Source organism: Microcoleus sp. PH2017_28_MFU_U_A, assembly GCF_020738035.1.
Taxonomy (GTDB): Bacteria; Cyanobacteriota; Cyanobacteriia; order Cyanobacteriales; family Microcoleaceae; genus Microcoleus.
The window spans coordinates 1-16,512 of the sequence record NZ_JAEQCX010000027.1; the positions used below are offsets into that span (position 1 = coordinate 1).

The window sequence follows — 16,512 nt, forward strand, 5'->3', positions numbered from 1 at the left end:
AGCTTGCTTACCTTGGGATGGCCGACCACTCAATAGCGCAGGAAGTGAACTCTTTCATTGTAGCTAAAGATGGCTTTAGTTAAGTTTGGGTAAGTTTTATGAAGCAGTCGGGAAAAATTCGATCGATTCATGCAGCGCTTCAAGTGCAGAAACTACCGCCCGAGTTAGAAGAAAACGGCGATGCCTGCTGTTAACGCAATGTGATATATTGCAGGAATTTGCTTGACTGTTGTTAAAACCTGCGTAGGCGACAGCCGAGGCGTTAGCCATCGCCTCTCACCGAAAAATAAGGTTTAAAGTCCCTGGGCTCTGGTGTGCTGGTTGTGGCGAGAGTTGATTCTTTAGTTACGGGTATTGGTTAGTTTTTTTGACTAATCTCAGTGATATTACGTAATTACTGACAAAATCTTCACCAAAACTTTAATAAAATATACTGAAATGTGTGATTTACTGAAAATCAAAATAGTCGATCGACAAAATTGATAATTTAATACACATTCATCAGGAAGTTTTTTATGAATCCCATTACAAAAAACAGCTTTCGCTGGACTTACTCGGTGGCTGTCTTCCTTGCAATTATTGGATTACAGCAACCAAAGGCTAAAGCAGCAACGCTATCTAACGGCTGGAATTATGCGATCGACTCCTTCAACGACGGCGTGACAGATGGTAGAGTCGGCGGCGGCGAGTTTGAATTTTACGGCATCGCCATCAAAGAAACATCAGACACGGCTTTCATCGCCATCAACTCCAATCTCAGTTTAGCTGGATATGCACGCAGCAACGTTCTCCGAGGCAACATCAACTACGGCGATTTGTTTTTCAATTTTTCCGGTCAAAACTTCAACACAGCTAATGCAAATCGCAGCTTATTTGGCATTCGCTTTGCCGACGGCAATGACTCAGGTGTAGCGACAACAGGCATTTATAGCAATGTTACAGCGAAAAGCTTTACTCAAGCGAACGATGGATTTTCTAATCTAACCGGATACAATACTCATGTTCGATCGGGAGGTGGAACCTCGTCAATCGGTGATTTAGCTGCTACAGACCCGTATTTTCAACAAACAGGAGAAAATACCGTTCTCAATTCAATTGCTTCGGGTACAAAAGTAGGAGAAATCTCTGCTTTAACTTCAGCAACTTTGAGCGCCATGGGTCTTGATTTCTCGCAGTTTAATGCAGTAGGTTCTCAAACCATCGGATTCAGTTTCGATAAATCTGCTATGCCTTCTGGCAGTTATGTTGCTAATTTGTTTGCTGAGTGCGCTAATGATGCGATCGCCATTAAAGGAGAATTTGAGGCCGTACCCGAACCTTCTACATGGTTCGGTACTTTAGTAGGATTGAGCTTTTTAGGTATGGGTGCGGCGAAACGCAAAATCAAGCGCAAGGTTGCTTGAGGCGATCGCAGCATTCTGGCGAACTGGCTCTCTGGCCCATTCGACTATAACATTTACGGTATGTAGTTGCGCTTCAGCGCTCTTTGGCTTGGTATATGAAAGAGCGTGATGTGGCTGATTGACGGTATGAATTAAGTTCTACCCAAAAGCGCAACGACTAAGGTATGTAGTTGCGCTTCAGCGCTCTTTGGCTTGGTATATGAAAGAGCAAGAGCGCGATGTGGCTGATTGACGGTATGAATTAAGTTCTACCCAAAAGCTCAACGAGTAAGGTATGTAGTTGCGCTTCAGCGCTCTTTGGCTTGGTATATGAAAGAGCGCGATGTGGCTGATTGACGGTATGAATTAAGTTCTACCAAAAAGCTCAATTACATACCTATTGTGTTTTTATCGATCGTAAAAAAAGTAAATTCATACTCAAGTTCAGCAACGCCAAGAGCGCTGAAGCGCAACTACATACCTCAATGCCAAGAGCGCTGAAGCGCAACTACGTACCTCAATGCCAAGAGCGCTGAAGCGCAACTACGTACCTCAATGCCAAGAGCGCTGAAGCGCAAAGCGCAACTACATACCTCAATGCCAAGAGCGCTGAAGCGCAACTACGTACCTAAATGCCAAGAGCGCTGAAGCGCAACTACATACCTAAATGCTAAGAGCGCCCAAGCGCAACTACATACCTATTGAACGGGCTCTCCGGCCCGTTCCTAAAAAGCTTAGCGCGAGATAAAATGCGCCCAAACATTCCCATCAGGCCCGGCTACTTGATTGATATAGCCATACGGATACATCAACTTTCTTCCCTCAGTATCTCTGTAACCCGTGAGTGCATCTCCCCACGGATCTTGCACGATATAACCCTCAGAATTGTAGCCAATTAAAGTGATAATGTGACCCGCCGCCGTAAAATCTCCCGCTAAAACTATCGGCCGCCGATTCAGCAATTCCGATCGCACATCAGCCCATTTCCGAGTCGCACTAAAACTCGTCTTAAACTCGTAAGCCTTAATCAGCGCCGAAAGCACGTTATGATCGGTTTGAGAACCCTGGCCGGCATAGTCGAAACACCACTGCAACAACTCATCCTCCAACTGTCCCCCATACTTAGAACGAACGCCGTAATAATACAGCACCATGGCGATCGCAGTTACGTTGCAAGTAGACCAGTCAAAACGCGGATTGTCCCGCTGTGAAAAATACGGCACGTTCAATTCCACATTGTTCGGAACCGGATCGAAAATTTTATCTCCCCGCTTGAACTGAACAAAACTTGGAAAAACATAACCTGTATTGCCGAAATTTTGCAGCTCTTCAGTCAGAGAAACTTTCAGGTGATCGGTTTCCAAACCGTAGCTTTCCACACCGTAAACTCGACCTAAAGGCAGTGTAGTTCTCTCGGTAGCCGTCAGCTTGGCAGCATCTACAGGGCGTTTTTTAAACACAGTTGGTTGCAGCATTGTCATTGTCAAAGCATCCGGGTCAAAGGGAACTTCTTTGCCATTTTTCTTGATTTGAACAGATTGCCAATAGATAAATCCCACATTGCCAAAACCGGGAATAGCTTCGGCAAAAGTTACTCGGAAATGCCCCAAAATGCAGGCATAACCAGTGATGGCGTAGGTGCTGCCTAAAGTTAGTTCAGCAATTTGGTTTGCAGGGAGTTTCGATGATTCTTTTGGTTGACCTTTAATCAGAGTTGTTTGAGTTACCAACAGTTGAGCATTCCCGTTGCTATTGGGTACGTCTGCTAGGTCGAATTTCAGGACTTTTGTACCTTTGGCAAGCTGAACGTCTGGTTCGTAAAAATAGCCAAAAGTGCCGATCGGCGAAATTGTCGAATCCAGAACCACTTTGAGATGCCCGTCAATAAATCCGTACTTGCTAAGTGCCAAAGTCTGACCTGCTTTGACAAGAACTTTTTGCTGGTTGTTGAGGCGGGAACCATCAACCGGGGCTACCTTAAACCAAGTGTCGGAAACTATCTTTAAGCTCAAATCTTTTCCGACAGTCAGCGGATCTGAACTTACGGTAATATAAATTATTTGGCTGGCGGTAACGTTTCCTTTGCTGTCAGTTGCACGCAATCTCAGCCAGCGAGCTCCGGGCACGCTAAATCCTTTGGGCAAATTCACTTGCCAAGTGCTTGCTTGTTGGTTGAGTGTGACGGTTAGCGGATATTTATCCTCGGCTATTACCTCAACTTTTGCTGCTTCTTGTTTGTCAAAAGTGCCTGAAAGTGCGATCGACTGATTGACCAAAACCTCCGTCGGGCCTTGATAAGTTAAATTCGGCGCCGGATTGAAAGATTTGCCACCTTTGGCAAATTGCACGAAATCTGGATAAACAAAACCCGTATTGCCAAAGGGCGGCAAATTTTCAGTCAGCGAGACTTTAATATGACCTTGTTCGATCGAGAATCCGGAAATTCCGTAAATCATTCCCGCCGGCAAAGTAATTTTTTCTGGCAGTTGCAGCTTGACAGCATCCACCGGCCGTTTTTTCAACACAGTAGTTTTGACAACAGTCATGGTAACTGCATTTCTGTCACAGGCAATCCCCTTGCCGTCTTGCAAAATCTGGACGTGTTGCGAGTACATAAATCCCGAATTGCCGAAGTTGGGAATTGGGCGATCGAGAGTGACTCGAAAATGACTTTCCACGCAAGCGTAGCCGAAGATATTGAAAGTTTCCCCCTGGTCAAATCGCACTTTCTGAGTCGGGCTTAAAATAGTCGAATCTGCGGGGTTGCGCTTTAACCAGGTTTTTTTGTTCACCCACAGCAACTGCATTCCAGGGGGCGGGGTAGGTAGATCGGCGCGATCGAAGATCAGGATTTTTGAGCCTTTAGTGATGACTGCGTGCTTTTCGTAAAAAAAGCCGGATTTTCCTACCGGAGAAATTGGATTATTGAGTTCAACATTCAGGTGTTCGTCTTCTAACTCGTAGCTGCTAATTTGATAACTTTTACCTGCGGGTATTTCCGCTTTTTGCTGGGAGTTAAGACTGCCAGAAGGCACTGTTCCGGCTTTTAATTGGGTGTCTTGGAGCGTAATTAACGTGAAAGAGCGATCGGGTGTGTTAGAAGCAGGATTAACTTTGATGTTAATTGTTTGTTCGCCGATAACTTTGCCTGTTTTATCAGTTGCCTTCACCTGCACCGTGCGAGTACCGGCGCTATCGAATCCTTTCTCTAAACTAATGTTCCAAATGCCTGTCGATAAATTTATCCCGGCCTTCAGGGAATTTGAGCCTTCTGCTGCTGAGATTGCCGCCACTTGATTTTTATCAAAACTGCCAACTAAGACAGAGGCTCGATTAGCCTCAACTTCTTGTGGGCCTAAATAACTCAAAATAGTCTTGGTGCTTGTCATTATGTATCCGCCTACCTACTTAATTATTCAGCTACAGCAAGGATAACTTCTCATTTTATCAAACACAACGATCCGATCCCGGACAAAATCGCTCCTGGACTGAATCTAGGGGCAGTTAATGCGTTTTAAAGCATGAATTTTTTATTGTTGGCGAGATTTTTACCAGAAATCTAACAGTCCAGCTAGCGATCGCGCACCTGACGCGAATATACCGCTGGTTGACAGAATTTGTGGCGCAATTTTTGCGAGAAAAAATTTAATTGAAGTAGGTTATTACCCCCTATACCTTTGACCCCTCACTTAGCTCATTTGAGATTTTAGATTGAGGGATTTTAGATTGAGGAATTTTAGTCGTAGGGTGTGTCGCGACGAAAAATTTTTATAAGGAATGAGAATTAAATAACTTACAATCTTTATTGTTCTTGTGGAATGGGCGTCCCGCCCGTCCTTCCGGGACGGGCGGGACGCCCATCCCACTTTCAAGAGTGTAAATTATTTAATTTGCGATCCTAAGACTTACGCACGGGTTGCCAGAAACCGGGTTTTTGCGATAATACTTTGCTGTGATTCGCAAATTTGGGAAAAAACCCGGTTTCTTTAGACTTACGCACGGGTTGCCAGAAACCGGGTTTTTGCGATAATACTTTGCTGTGATTCGCAAATTTGGGAAAAAACCCGGTTTCTTTGTCGGAGTGCGTATTTCACATATCCGCAATAGTTTGATAAACAAACACAAAATTTATTCTGTAGCAATTTTTGGTGGAAATGGTATTACAAAAAAATCCGGTTTCTACGAAAAAATTGCGTGTAGCAACGAGATATCTCGGAAGAAACCGGATTTTTAGCCCTTTAGTGCGTTCAGGAATGTTAGACTGACGGCGGCTAAACTATGGTGACCAGAATATCTTGAGCGTGAGAGTCAACTTTCATCGTTTCCCCTTCATAAACCTGAATAATTTTGCCAGTACCGTCGATGACAAAGGTAACACGCTTGGCATAATCACCTTTCTCAACATCGTAGGCTTTGGTAATCGTGCCATCAACATCTGCTAATAGCTGGAAAGGCAAACCGTACTTCTCCGTGAACTTTTGGTGCGATTCTTCGTTGTCGCGGCTGACACCAAGAACTACTATATCTTTGCCCTTGTATTCTTCATGGGCTGCTTTGAAGCTTTGAGCTTGTCTGGTGCAACCGGGGGTGTCGTCTTTGGGGTAGAAATACAAGATGACGGTTTTACCCGTGAAGTCGGAGAGGGAGACGGTTTTGCCGTTTGTGTCTTTGGCGGTGAATTGAGGAGCCGCGCACCCAACTGGTAATGTCATAGTTTTGTTGACCTTGCGATTGATAAAGATATTTTAGTTGATTTTGGGCTGTTGTTGTCAATCTCTTAAATTTAGATTCGGAATTGAGCGACCAAAATGTAAAATCTACCTTTCGGAATAGTTTTGATGGGTAATTTTGTGCCTTGACTGACGGGCGATATTGTGTTAGATTGTGGGCGTGGACTCCGAATATACTGACGCTATCAAACTTGATGAAGTAAGTAAAATATGATAGATTTTTACACTGTTATTATCCGAAAGAGTGCCAAGTATTGGGTGGCATTGTGTTTGGAGAATGGATTGGTTGGACAAGGAAATACTCCCGAACAGTCTATCGACAAACTCAAACAGGCGATCGAGTCATTTTCTGAAGTTTATGAAGCTGAATTAAATATTTATCTTAATCCTCTTGCTATTAATGAATTGCACGAGTTTCTTACTTTAGAAGATGCGGAAGCTTCAGATACTTATGAACTAAGAAAAGTTTATGCCTAAAATAATTAGACTTACAGGACTTACGCAGGGGGCCCAGAAACCGGGTTTTTTGACGAAAATACTGAGTTACAACCCGCAGATTTGGTAAAAAACCCGGTTTCTTTGGTAGAAGTGGGTAAGTCCTGACTTAATTAATTTTGGCAACAAGTTCTAACATATTCTCGAACAACAAGAGATAAATCAAACAATACTTGCTCTCCTTCTATTCTTTTGACTAAATAACGTTGACGCAATGATTCTAACCCATTCATTAAGTCCATTGATGAGAGAGATAAACTTTGTCTTAAATCTTCTCTTGACACAGGTTGCTCAAATTTACTTAATTGTAAAACAATCTCTTGTTCTCTGGGTGATAGTCGCTTGAATAATTTAGTCAACCGAGATTTCATGTCTTTAGTGACAATTAAACTATCTTCGTTTAAGAAATCAGCGACTTTGCCCCCAAAAATATTTTTAATTAAGCTGACAATATCTTTTAAATAAACGGGATTACCTTCATATAACTTTATAAGTTGCGCCCAAGTTTCATCATCCTTTAATCCCCAGTTTTTCATGATTGACCTACTCTCTACTCCTTCTAACTCTAAGCACTTAATAGGATATAACTCCTCATCCAAGCAAATCATTTCTTGACATTGTTCCTGACTAATTAAGATCAAACTGCTTTGATGTTCAATCTCTGTCATCATTGTAAACAAGTTTTGGTAATTTTTATATTCCGTTTTGAATTGTCCTGCCCAGTCTCCCTTTATAAATAATTCTTGGATATCATCAAGAATAATTAAACATTTTTTCTGACGTAAAACATTAAAAAGTTGAGTTAACTTATTGTCAGGTTGAACAGAATCATGATTAACACCTGTTAAAATTTCAGTAATAATGCCATCTAAAGATTGAGATAGTTTGAGGTTTTTCCAGACAACTACATCAAATTGTTGTAAATTGAGATCGACAAACTGTTTAACTAGGGTAGTTTTACCGATTCCGCTTAAGCCTAAAACTGAGATTAGACGAGTATTTTGATGAGTTAGCCAATGGGATAGGGTTTGAAGTTCGGTTGTGCGATCGTAAAAGCTGGTGATTTTAGGGGCTAGGGTTAAATCGTGATACAGAGATTTAGATTGATTCTTAGTTATATTCTCTTGATTGTCTTTGTTTGTATTATATAAAATTTGTGGATTAAAATTAAAGTTGTGATTACTACCATTTACATGACAAATCTTTTGATTTTGAGATGATTGGATATGTAATCTTTGGAAGGTAGAGCGAAAATTATGCTTATTAACATCTTCCCCTAACTGTTTAGATAAAATTTGCCATAGCTGACGCCCAACATTTCTAACACGACTTTCACTACGCTTACAATCATCAGCAATTTCATCATAGGTCTTTCCCTGGTAAACCCCTGTAATTACAGCCTTTTGAACATCATCTAAATATTTTCCCGTCTTAGTGAATACCAACTGATCTGCACATTGTAAAACTTCTGTAACATTCATAAAATGTACCCACAGTAAATTTTTAGCAATTATAGTATATTTTAAGACATTCTATTAATTTTTGTTAATTTTGGTTTGATTTTTAGAAAAAACACAAGATAAAATAAGACATTCTAAGCTTGTGTTCGCTTGTCAAACTATGTATAGTGAATTCTATGATTTTGTTTTAAACAAGGCACTTCAATATGTCAATGCCCCAAAAAATGACTGAAGCTAATCTTCGCTCGATTTCATCTGGTCTATGTGGCATCTATGCAATATACCATGATTTTGATGGACAAATTGATACTGCTTATGTAGGAAGAGCCAAAGGAACACGAGGAAGTTGTATTAAGACAAGACTGCAAAAACATTTTAATGGCACAGATAGGCAGCGCATTGGAACGGTGATATCTTCCCACGAAGACGAGTTTTTCTTTTCTTATGAAGCTATGGAAGATTATGAAGAAGTAAAAAGGATGGAAAAATCAGAAATTACCAAGATCCTACCAGCGGGTAACGTTCAACGAAATTTCAAAATTGAAGATTTAGGAATAGAGTGAGTGAATTATATTTTTTAAAATAATTTATTTCGCTCAGACAAAGTTCAAAATAAGTAAGTAAAACCAGAGGTAAAAGTTTATGGTTGATGGTCAAGGTGTTAAGTATGCAGTGGACTTGGTGATGTGTATTGACGGCACAGGTTCAATGGGTCATTTGATTGAAGAAGTGAAGTCCGCCGCTCTGAAGTTTTACGAGCAGCTAGAAGCTAAGATGAAAGAAAAGAGTAAAAAAATAGATCAACTGAGAGCTAGGGTAATTGTTTTTCGCGATTATTGGGCAGACCCAGCCGATAAGGTAATGCAATGTTCCGAGTTTTTTGACTTGAGAACGCAGTCCTCAGATTTTGCTAATTTTGTCTCACCAATAGAAGCTTATGGTGGCGGGGATGAACCAGAAAATGGTTTAGAAGCTGTTGGGTTAGCACTTAATTCCAAGTGGGAAAAAGGAGACTTTAGCAGGCAACGATATGTGGTAATTGTTTACACCGATGCTAGCGCTCATAGTTTAGACAAAACTTCAAAACCTAGCCATTATCCAAATAATATACCAAAAACATTTGATGACTTGACCGATTACTGGCACGAAATACCAAAATCAGCCAAGCGTTTATTACTTTTTGCACCTGATGCTGAGCCTTGGACAATTATGAGTAGCTGGGAAAATACGATTCATTATGTTTCGGAATCTGGTAAGGGATTAGAAGAAGTAGACATGGATCAAATTTTAGATGCGATCGCCAATAGCGTATAAGCAGGTTTGTTAATTAGACGTAGTGTGCGTCAGATTTTTAAGTTAATGGTTAAACCAATAGCTTGACTTTCTGACGCACCCTACACCTAAAACTAAATGTTTGACTTGAATTTTTAGACTAACCTAGAATATCAAATAAGGACTTAAGTTATGGCTATGACTAAATTGAATTTAGTAGTAAATCTAGAAGTTGCCGAAGCCAAAGGCGAAGATGCTAACTTAGCCGAAGATTTTTTAGAAACTTTTTTGATGGGCGTGTTTGACGGTTTAGGAGGTCGATCTGCTGGTTACGATGGTAAAACAGGGGGGCGCATTGCTTCAGAAATAGCATCTCAAATTAGCCAAACATTCTTCAAACAGTGGCATGGTAAAATAACCCCTGAACATACCCTTCAACTGCAACAGCAAATTTGCCAATCATTAAAAAGTAAAGCCGATATTCATATGCCGAGAACTTCATCTCGGCTAAAAGGTTCTTTAGTGGAACATAAACTATGTACGACGATCGCCCTGGCTAGCATTCTCAAGCAACAGGGACAAGAAAAAATTTTTGAAGCTGACTTAGCTTGGATGGGAGATTCGCGAATTTATTTTCTTAGCCCAACTAAAGGTTTACAACAATTAACGAAAGATGATCTAGTCACTCCCAAAGATGCGTTAGAAATGCTGAGACAAGATCCACCCATGTCTCAATATTTAACCGCTGATATAAATCCGAGATGGCAAATTCATTTTCAGCATTATAGAATCGAAGAAAGTGGCTGTTTTTTAGCTTGTACTGACGGCTGTTTCCAGTATTTTTCTGCCCCTTGGGAATTTGAAAGATTGTTACTCGACACTTGCGATCAGTCAAAAGGGGATACAAAGGATACAAATAATTGGCAAGAATTAATCTATCAGAGATACACAGAGATCAAGCAAGATGATGTTTCTTTAATTTTATATCCAGTTGGTTTTCATACTGTCAAGTCTTTGAGGAATGCTTATAAACAACGTTGGGAATATTTTCAAAAAGTTTTTTTTACTCCTACTGCTAATACTCGCTATGATGAATTACAAAGCTTGTGGGAAAAATATCGAATTGATTATGAATATTATTTCCAATTTATTCAATATATTGAGCCATCAGCTAATTTGAAACCGTCATTTTCAGAAGATAAATCCTCCGTAGCCATTTCAACAACCTCAAATTTGAGTACAACTGACCCATTCCAAGAAATTACTGAGTCATCTAGACAGAGAGCAGCAGCTAAGGCTGAAGAAATTCAAAGTTTGTTGGATCGGGCTAAATCTTGTTTTTGTGATGAAAATAATCAGTTAAAAGAAGCTGAAGAGTTATGCAATCAGATTTTAAAGATTGACGATCATCACAGTGAATGTCAATACATTTTAGGGTGGATTTACACTAAATTAGCTTTTTTTCAAACAAATAATTCTCAAAAATTGGTGTACTTTAACAAATCAATATTCTTTTTTAAAGAAGTTAGAAAAAGCCGAGGAGAAAAAATCATAGAATCTTTACAATCTCTAGGGCGTATCTACTATAATTTATATCAATGGGATAATGCAGTTGACTCTTATCAAGAATCTTTTAGATGTGTGGGTGCGGAAAAAATTGACGATTGGGAAGAACACTTAGAAATGTTCGTTACATCTCTAAGGTCAATAGTTAATAAAGACGAGGCAGCTAATTTAGCAATTCAGTTTTGTCAGCATCTAGCCAGCAATTTACCCTCCCACAAAAAAGCTTATCCTTATTATTTTATGGCGGTTTTACAAGAAATTACAGGACAATTAAGCGCAGCATGGAATAGTATTCAAAAAGCAATCGATATCTATGATACGTCATACTCTTCTGGAGTTAGGTGTAAAAGCGAACCAAGAGCGCGAAAAAAATATAAAGATATTCAGAATAGATACTATGACAGGAGATCTTTATAACCTATGTCTTATAAAAAAGGTGATGTTATTGCTGGAAAATATCTAGTAACCCGTGAATTTGATAGCGCCAACGGTGGTCAATGTCAATGGGGTTTTGCGGTGTGCGATGGAAACGAATACTTTGTCAAAAAATTCCTCAGTCCAGTTTATCCAGGCGAAAATGCACCTGGGAGCGAAAAAGGGAAACAAAAACGGCGCGATCAGTGTGAGAAATTTGCTATAAAACAACTAGCAATTCAAAATGCACTATCGGCTTGTGGTGCGGGGGGTTCAGTCGTAGTCATGGTGGACTTTTTTAAATATGGCGATGACTATGGCGAACATTTCTTCAAAGTCTGTCAAAAAGTCGATACTAGCTCTTTATCAAATGAAATACATAAACTAGAGACAAAAAAGCGTTTATTTGTGATGTTAACCGCAGCAGGGGCGCTGAAAATTTTGCACTCAAATGGTATTGTCCATCTTGATTTGAAACCAGACAATGTGTTGATTAAAGAATGGGAAGGAAGACAAGTAGCCAAAATTATTGATTTTGATAGCAGTATTCTTGAAGGAGAATCAATTGCGGCCGAATTTTTAGTAGGCGATCCGGTATATTATTCCCCTGAATTTGCTAAACATATTGCCACAGGTGGAGAAACGCCAGCACCCACTAAAAAATCTGATATTTTTTCTCTAGGTTTGATTTTCTGTCAATACTGGACAGGTAGTCGTCCGATTTTATCAGGAAGCTATACTTATGCTCACGAAGCTGTTTTGGATGGAAAAAAACTTGAATTGCCGTCTATTACAACTAAAACCAAATTGCGCGGAACTATGATTAACAAGGAAAATCCCCTCGATGCAGAAGTAGGTAAACTAATAAAAGAGATGTTAGGTTTAAGCTCTAAAGAAAGACCTGATATCAATCAAGTCCATCAACAGATCAAAAAGCTTTATAATAATGGTGTTCCACCGAAGGATGGGAAAAATAAGCTAAGTATCAATATGAAATCTAAATTATAAATTTTTTGAACCATGAAAAAAACCTACCGTTGTAAAAGTTGTGGGCATCAAGTTGTTTCACTGATGAAGCCTTCTGAGTGCGAGGTTTGTACAGGACGAGAATGGACGGTATTAGCTACGAGTAAACCGATTAATTCAGGAGATGAAACTATGGCTATTGACAAAGATATATTTTCTTCGTTTAAATTTCGATCTACAATCGAGGGGTATTGCCGAGATATTGGCTGGAATATTTCTAGTATTGACAATAGAATAGCGACAATTAAGTTTAATATGGACTCTGGCAGCACGCAAACTTTATTCATTGTCAAGTACGATTCGACCTTGGAGTTTTCTTGCCCGAGTGGTTTAAAATTCGACGATGAAGATGATATACCCCATCGTTTATCTACGTTACTCCTCACGCAAAATGCTACTTATAAACTGGGATTTTGGGGGATAGAAACTATCGGTGGCAAACAAACTTTTTCAATCATTCATAACGCGGAGATGAGTTTAATAGATGTCACTTATTTTGCCAGGGTAGTCACTAAGTTAGTAGAAGAATGTGATAAATTTGAACAGACCATAGAAGAATTAATCAACAGCTAATAGTTAGAAGACCTAGGAATTGCTTTTTGGGATTTGGGAGTGTTGGGGATGGGCGATCGCCCATCCCCAACACCCGTAACTTCAACCGCTCAGTTGTGGGTAGATTTTTCAGAACTCTACTTTGCTGACTCTAAATAGGTAATCATAAAAATATACTACCTATGCTGAGCCAAATCAATGACTTTTATCCCATCCGAAGCGTTTAAATCTATTAGTTATCCCAGCCGCACTGTCAAAAGAGCCGATCGCGCGATCCGGTGTGCTCCTTTTCAATTACACTTCTTCCAGACCATCCGCGATAACAGCGTTTTCCTAAGCGCGATCGCCTCAAATGCAGGTGTCGAAAGTGGCTACACCCGATCGCCCGTATCCGAACTCGCAGCCGAAAACTCGCTGCTGTGGCTGATTCAAGTCGGCGTGTTGCGGCGCGAAGTAGATGGACAAGGGATTACCGATAGTTTTCGCCTCACGCCCCTGGGCCGCCAACTCGTGGAAAAATGGGAACAGCAAGGAAATAGTTTGCCAACTGCTTCATTGTGCGATCGCCTGGGAAATGCCGTTAGCCGAGGGTTCGGACTATTTTCATAAGAGCGTTAAGGCGGTAAGGTGCGCGCCGCGCACCTGCATAATTAGATTTTAATGAGGACTGAAGTCCTCACTACAAACGTCAATTTCTCTCCCCGAATTTTCAGGTAATTAGCCCTGATTCAAAAAGCGGCTAGCCATCGACATGGCGTCAGTAATATCTACGTCGCCGTCTCCATCTCCATCTAAAAACGCATTCAAAACGGGATTTGCGCCCTGGGCTGGATTTTGGGCGTTGCCGCCGCTTTGCAGCAAATTGAGTACCAAGGGCAGTAAAACAGGGATCATCCCTTGCACTGTTTCGTTATTCAAGCCGGTTCTTTGGGCGATATCGGTCACTATTTGCGTCAGTTGGCCACCTCCGAACAAACTCTGTACCGCTTGTGCATTGGGATTTGTGCCGCTAAATTGGTTGACAACTTCTTGGGCTTGTGCGTCTCCAGATTGCGATCGCACGTCTTGCAATGCCGATCGCACGTATCCACCCAAAACCGACATCGCTAGCTGAGTCGTACCCGCATCGACGCCGTGGTTGCCGCTCAACTGCTCTACCGCACCCAGAATGTTGCCCAACTGATTGGGACTTGCTTGTTGGTTGGGATTGTCGATCGCACTCAAAATTTGGTCAAAGAGTCCCATAATTTTCGCTCCGTACAGTGGTTGCTCAACTGTGAATTATAGCAAAGCCTGTTTTTTAAGATTACCGAAAATAGTTTTGAATTGGGTATTTTCACTCATCATACTATTTTTTTATTAGGACGCTCGTTCTTATCCTGCACTAGCAACTTGGTTTATCGTTTCCGTTATCGGATATTTTAGGATGCACTTATACGATTACGATTTTAGATGTTAGATTGAAAAATTGGGAATGACTGATTCCGTAAGGATTTGGAAAACTGGAAAATCAGTTGCATTCTTTTTGGCAACTGGTATGACGTTAATAAACCGTGTTTCTAGGTACTTAAGATATATTTGTTTAAAAAACTATATAGTTCAACTCGCGATCGAATAAATAGGTAGGTAGGTATCAGTAAACCGACAAAGGCGTTCGGGCGGGTGAGTGGAACAATAAATTGTCTGCTAAGCTACAATTGCAGCCTCGGGCGCGATCGCCATGTTTTAGTTGCATCCGCTGGCACTCAAACCCACACTGCATCGAACCCGAAGGACAAGGCGAATCGGGATTTACGAGCGCGACATTACGATCGGGCGCTTCAACAGTTCCGAGTTCTGGCGAAAATGTAAAAATCAAAATATAACCCTTTTACTTGCCCCTGCCCCATGCCTTTGCCGCGCCTGCTAACATTAATTGCCGCTTTCTGCCTCACCCTGGGGTTGATTATTGGGCTGGTGAGTTCCTTAACGGGGCTTTACAGTCAAGTTGCGTGGTCTGCTTCTCCGCTGCTGGCTAATTTGCTAATTTTCCTGATCGTGGTACTTTTAGCAACGCTAATTTTTGCGCTGTTTTATTATTTTAGGCTGCTGCAACGTCCGGGAAAAGTTAAGGGAAAACGGGCGATAGATCCGAAGATTCCTGTTGTCAAAAGCGAAGCTGCTTCGGAAAATCTCAAAGCAATCAGGCAGCAAGTCGATCGCATTCAAGATGAAGTAGCACGGCAAGCTTTGCTGTTGAGAGCCCGCGAAATAGAAGCTAGCATGGCCCGCGGCAATGTTCGGATCGTTGTTTTCGGTACCGGTTCTGCGGGCAAAACTTCGGCTGTAAATGCGCTGGTGGGGCGGATGGCCGGACAGGTGGGGGCGCCAATGGGAACTACCGAAGTTGGAGAAACTTACACTCTGAAATTGAAAGGAGTCGATCGAGAATTAGCAATTACTGATACCCCAGGCATCTTGGAAGCGGGAGTAGCGGGGACTTACAGAGAGGAATTGGCGCGGCAGTTGGCGGCCCGGGCTGATTTGATCTTATTTGTGTTGGACGGCGATTTACGCAAATCTGAGTATGAACCGCTGCGGACTTTGGCCCAAATTGGCAAAAGGTCGATCGTGGTTTTTAATAAAGTAGACCTTTATCCCGACAACGACAGAGACGAAATTCTCGATCGACTGCGACAGCGAGTTAAAGGTTTAATATCAGCAATGGATGTAGTTGCAATTAGCGCCAACCCGCAAAAAGTTGTACTAGAAAGCGGGACAATATTTCAGCCAGACCCCGATATGATGCCATTAATTCGGCGAATCGCAGCAATTTTGCGAGCCGAAGGCGAAGACTTAATTGCGGACAACATTTTGCTACAATCTCAGCATTTGGGAGACCAAGCACGCAAATTAATTGACGCTCAAAGACGGCGCGCTGCTGATAAAGTAGTAGAGCGCTTTCAGTGGATCGGAGCCGGAGTAATTGCCGTTACGCCTTTGCCAGTTGTAGATTTGTTAGCGACAGCAGCAGTTAACGCTCAAATGGTAGTAGAAATTGCCAAGATTTACGGCTGCGAATTAAATATCGATCGCGCCAAAGAACTAGCCCTGTCTCTCGCCAAAACCCTAGCCAGCTTAGGAATAGTTGAAGGCGTAATTCAAGTAGTCTCAAGGGCGTTGCAGTTAAGTGTAGCCGGATTTGTACTTGGCAAAGCAATTCAAGCAGTCAGCGCCGCTTATTTAACCAGAATTGCCGGGAAAAGTTTTATTGAATATTTCCGACACGACCAAGATTGGGGTGACGGCGGCATCGCCGAAGTCGTGCAAAGGCAGTTTCAGTTAAATCGGAAAGACGAGTTTGTCAAAGCTTTTGTCAAAGATGCGATCGCCCGCGTTGTCGAACCTCTAAACATCTACCAGCAAGAAGAATCGGAACCAGAATTAGAAATGTCAGCAGAATTGGAACCCGAACCCTTGTATCAGCACCCAGGCGACGATTGGGAAACCCACAGCAACAAGCGAAACGATGAATGGTAATTGTCAGTTGACAGTTGACAGTTGACAGTTGACAGTTGTCAGTTGTTAGTTGTTATAGCGGTTCTCACAAAGACGAGGTACGTTGTTGGGCTTCAG

At 41.6% G+C, this 16,512-nt stretch carries 14 protein-coding genes; 9 read left to right on the forward strand and 5 right to left on the reverse strand.

What is annotated here, in order from left to right:
- Positions 1-515 precede the first annotated feature (515 nt).
- The gene (locus JGK14_RS03350) at positions 516-1,403 is read left to right on the forward strand and encodes a PEP-CTERM sorting domain-containing protein (protein WP_325314766.1); all 888 of its coding nucleotides are present in this window, start codon (positions 516-518) and stop codon (positions 1,401-1,403) included.
- 713 nt (positions 1,404-2,116) lie between these two features.
- Here JGK14_RS03350 and JGK14_RS03355 read toward each other — a convergent pair.
- Together JGK14_RS03355 and JGK14_RS03360 are read right to left on the reverse strand one after the other, a co-directional pair.
- Positions 2,117-4,771: a C39 family peptidase gene (locus tag JGK14_RS03355; RefSeq protein WP_325314767.1), complete on the reverse strand. Its 2,655-nt coding sequence runs from the start codon at positions 4,769-4,771 to the stop codon at positions 2,117-2,119.
- A gap of 882 nt (positions 4,772-5,653) precedes the next feature.
- Positions 5,654-6,094, reverse strand: coding sequence for a peroxiredoxin (locus tag JGK14_RS03360; protein WP_293226373.1), 441 nt, complete (start codon positions 6,092-6,094; stop codon positions 5,654-5,656).
- 228 nt (positions 6,095-6,322) lie between these two features.
- Between JGK14_RS03360 and JGK14_RS03365 the strand changes: the two genes are divergently transcribed.
- Entirely contained in the window at positions 6,323-6,589 is a 267-nt protein-coding gene (locus JGK14_RS03365) for a hypothetical protein (protein WP_293197001.1), read from the forward strand.
- Positions 6,590-6,720: 131 nt separating this feature from the next.
- Here JGK14_RS03365 and JGK14_RS03370 read toward each other — a convergent pair whose 3' ends face one another.
- Positions 6,721-8,088, reverse strand: coding sequence for an NB-ARC domain-containing protein (locus tag JGK14_RS03370; protein ID WP_293193483.1), 1,368 nt, complete (start codon positions 8,086-8,088; stop codon positions 6,721-6,723).
- Between the two features lie 203 nt (positions 8,089-8,291).
- On the opposite strand from JGK14_RS03370, the gene JGK14_RS03375 reads away from it, so the two are divergent.
- From JGK14_RS03375 to JGK14_RS03400, 6 genes are all read left to right on the forward strand, one after another.
- Positions 8,292-8,630, forward strand: a complete 339-nt coding sequence (locus tag JGK14_RS03375; protein WP_293193484.1) for a hypothetical protein — start codon at positions 8,292-8,294, stop codon at positions 8,628-8,630.
- A 79-nt stretch (positions 8,631-8,709) separates the two neighbouring features.
- Positions 8,710-9,381: a VWA domain-containing protein gene (locus tag JGK14_RS03380; RefSeq protein ID WP_293193485.1), complete on the forward strand. Its 672-nt coding sequence runs from the start codon at positions 8,710-8,712 to the stop codon at positions 9,379-9,381.
- A 150-nt stretch (positions 9,382-9,531) separates the two neighbouring features.
- On the forward strand, positions 9,532-11,322 hold the full coding sequence (locus JGK14_RS03385; protein WP_293202698.1) for a protein phosphatase 2C domain-containing protein: 1,791 nt from the start codon (positions 9,532-9,534) through the stop codon (positions 11,320-11,322).
- A gap of 3 nt (positions 11,323-11,325) precedes the next feature.
- Complete coding sequence (locus JGK14_RS03390) at positions 11,326-12,327, forward strand: protein kinase domain-containing protein (protein ID WP_293193487.1); 1,002 nt, start codon at positions 11,326-11,328, stop codon at positions 12,325-12,327.
- 12 nt (positions 12,328-12,339) lie between these two features.
- Positions 12,340-12,918, forward strand: a complete 579-nt coding sequence (locus tag JGK14_RS03395) for a hypothetical protein (RefSeq protein ID WP_293193488.1) — start codon at positions 12,340-12,342, stop codon at positions 12,916-12,918.
- A 177-nt stretch (positions 12,919-13,095) separates the two neighbouring features.
- Entirely contained in the window at positions 13,096-13,506 is a 411-nt protein-coding gene (locus JGK14_RS03400; RefSeq protein WP_293193489.1) for an Npun_F0494 family protein, read from the forward strand.
- Positions 13,507-13,614: 108 nt separating this feature from the next.
- On the opposite strand, the gene JGK14_RS03405 is transcribed toward JGK14_RS03400, so the two are convergent.
- Together JGK14_RS03405 and JGK14_RS03410 are read right to left on the reverse strand one after the other, a co-directional pair.
- Positions 13,615-14,142 (reverse strand): DUF937 domain-containing protein, encoded by a 528-nt coding sequence (locus tag JGK14_RS03405; RefSeq protein WP_293186526.1) that lies wholly within the window; start codon positions 14,140-14,142, stop codon positions 13,615-13,617.
- Between the two features lie 388 nt (positions 14,143-14,530).
- Entirely contained in the window at positions 14,531-14,755 is a 225-nt protein-coding gene (locus JGK14_RS03410) for a hypothetical protein (RefSeq protein WP_293204928.1), read from the reverse strand.
- Positions 14,756-14,784: 29 nt separating this feature from the next.
- Here JGK14_RS03410 and JGK14_RS03415 point away from each other — a divergent pair, with 29 nt between their 5' ends.
- Positions 14,785-16,416, forward strand: a complete 1,632-nt coding sequence (locus tag JGK14_RS03415) for a YcjF family protein (RefSeq protein WP_293219032.1) — start codon at positions 14,785-14,787, stop codon at positions 16,414-16,416.
- Positions 16,417-16,512: the final 96 nt, after the last annotated feature.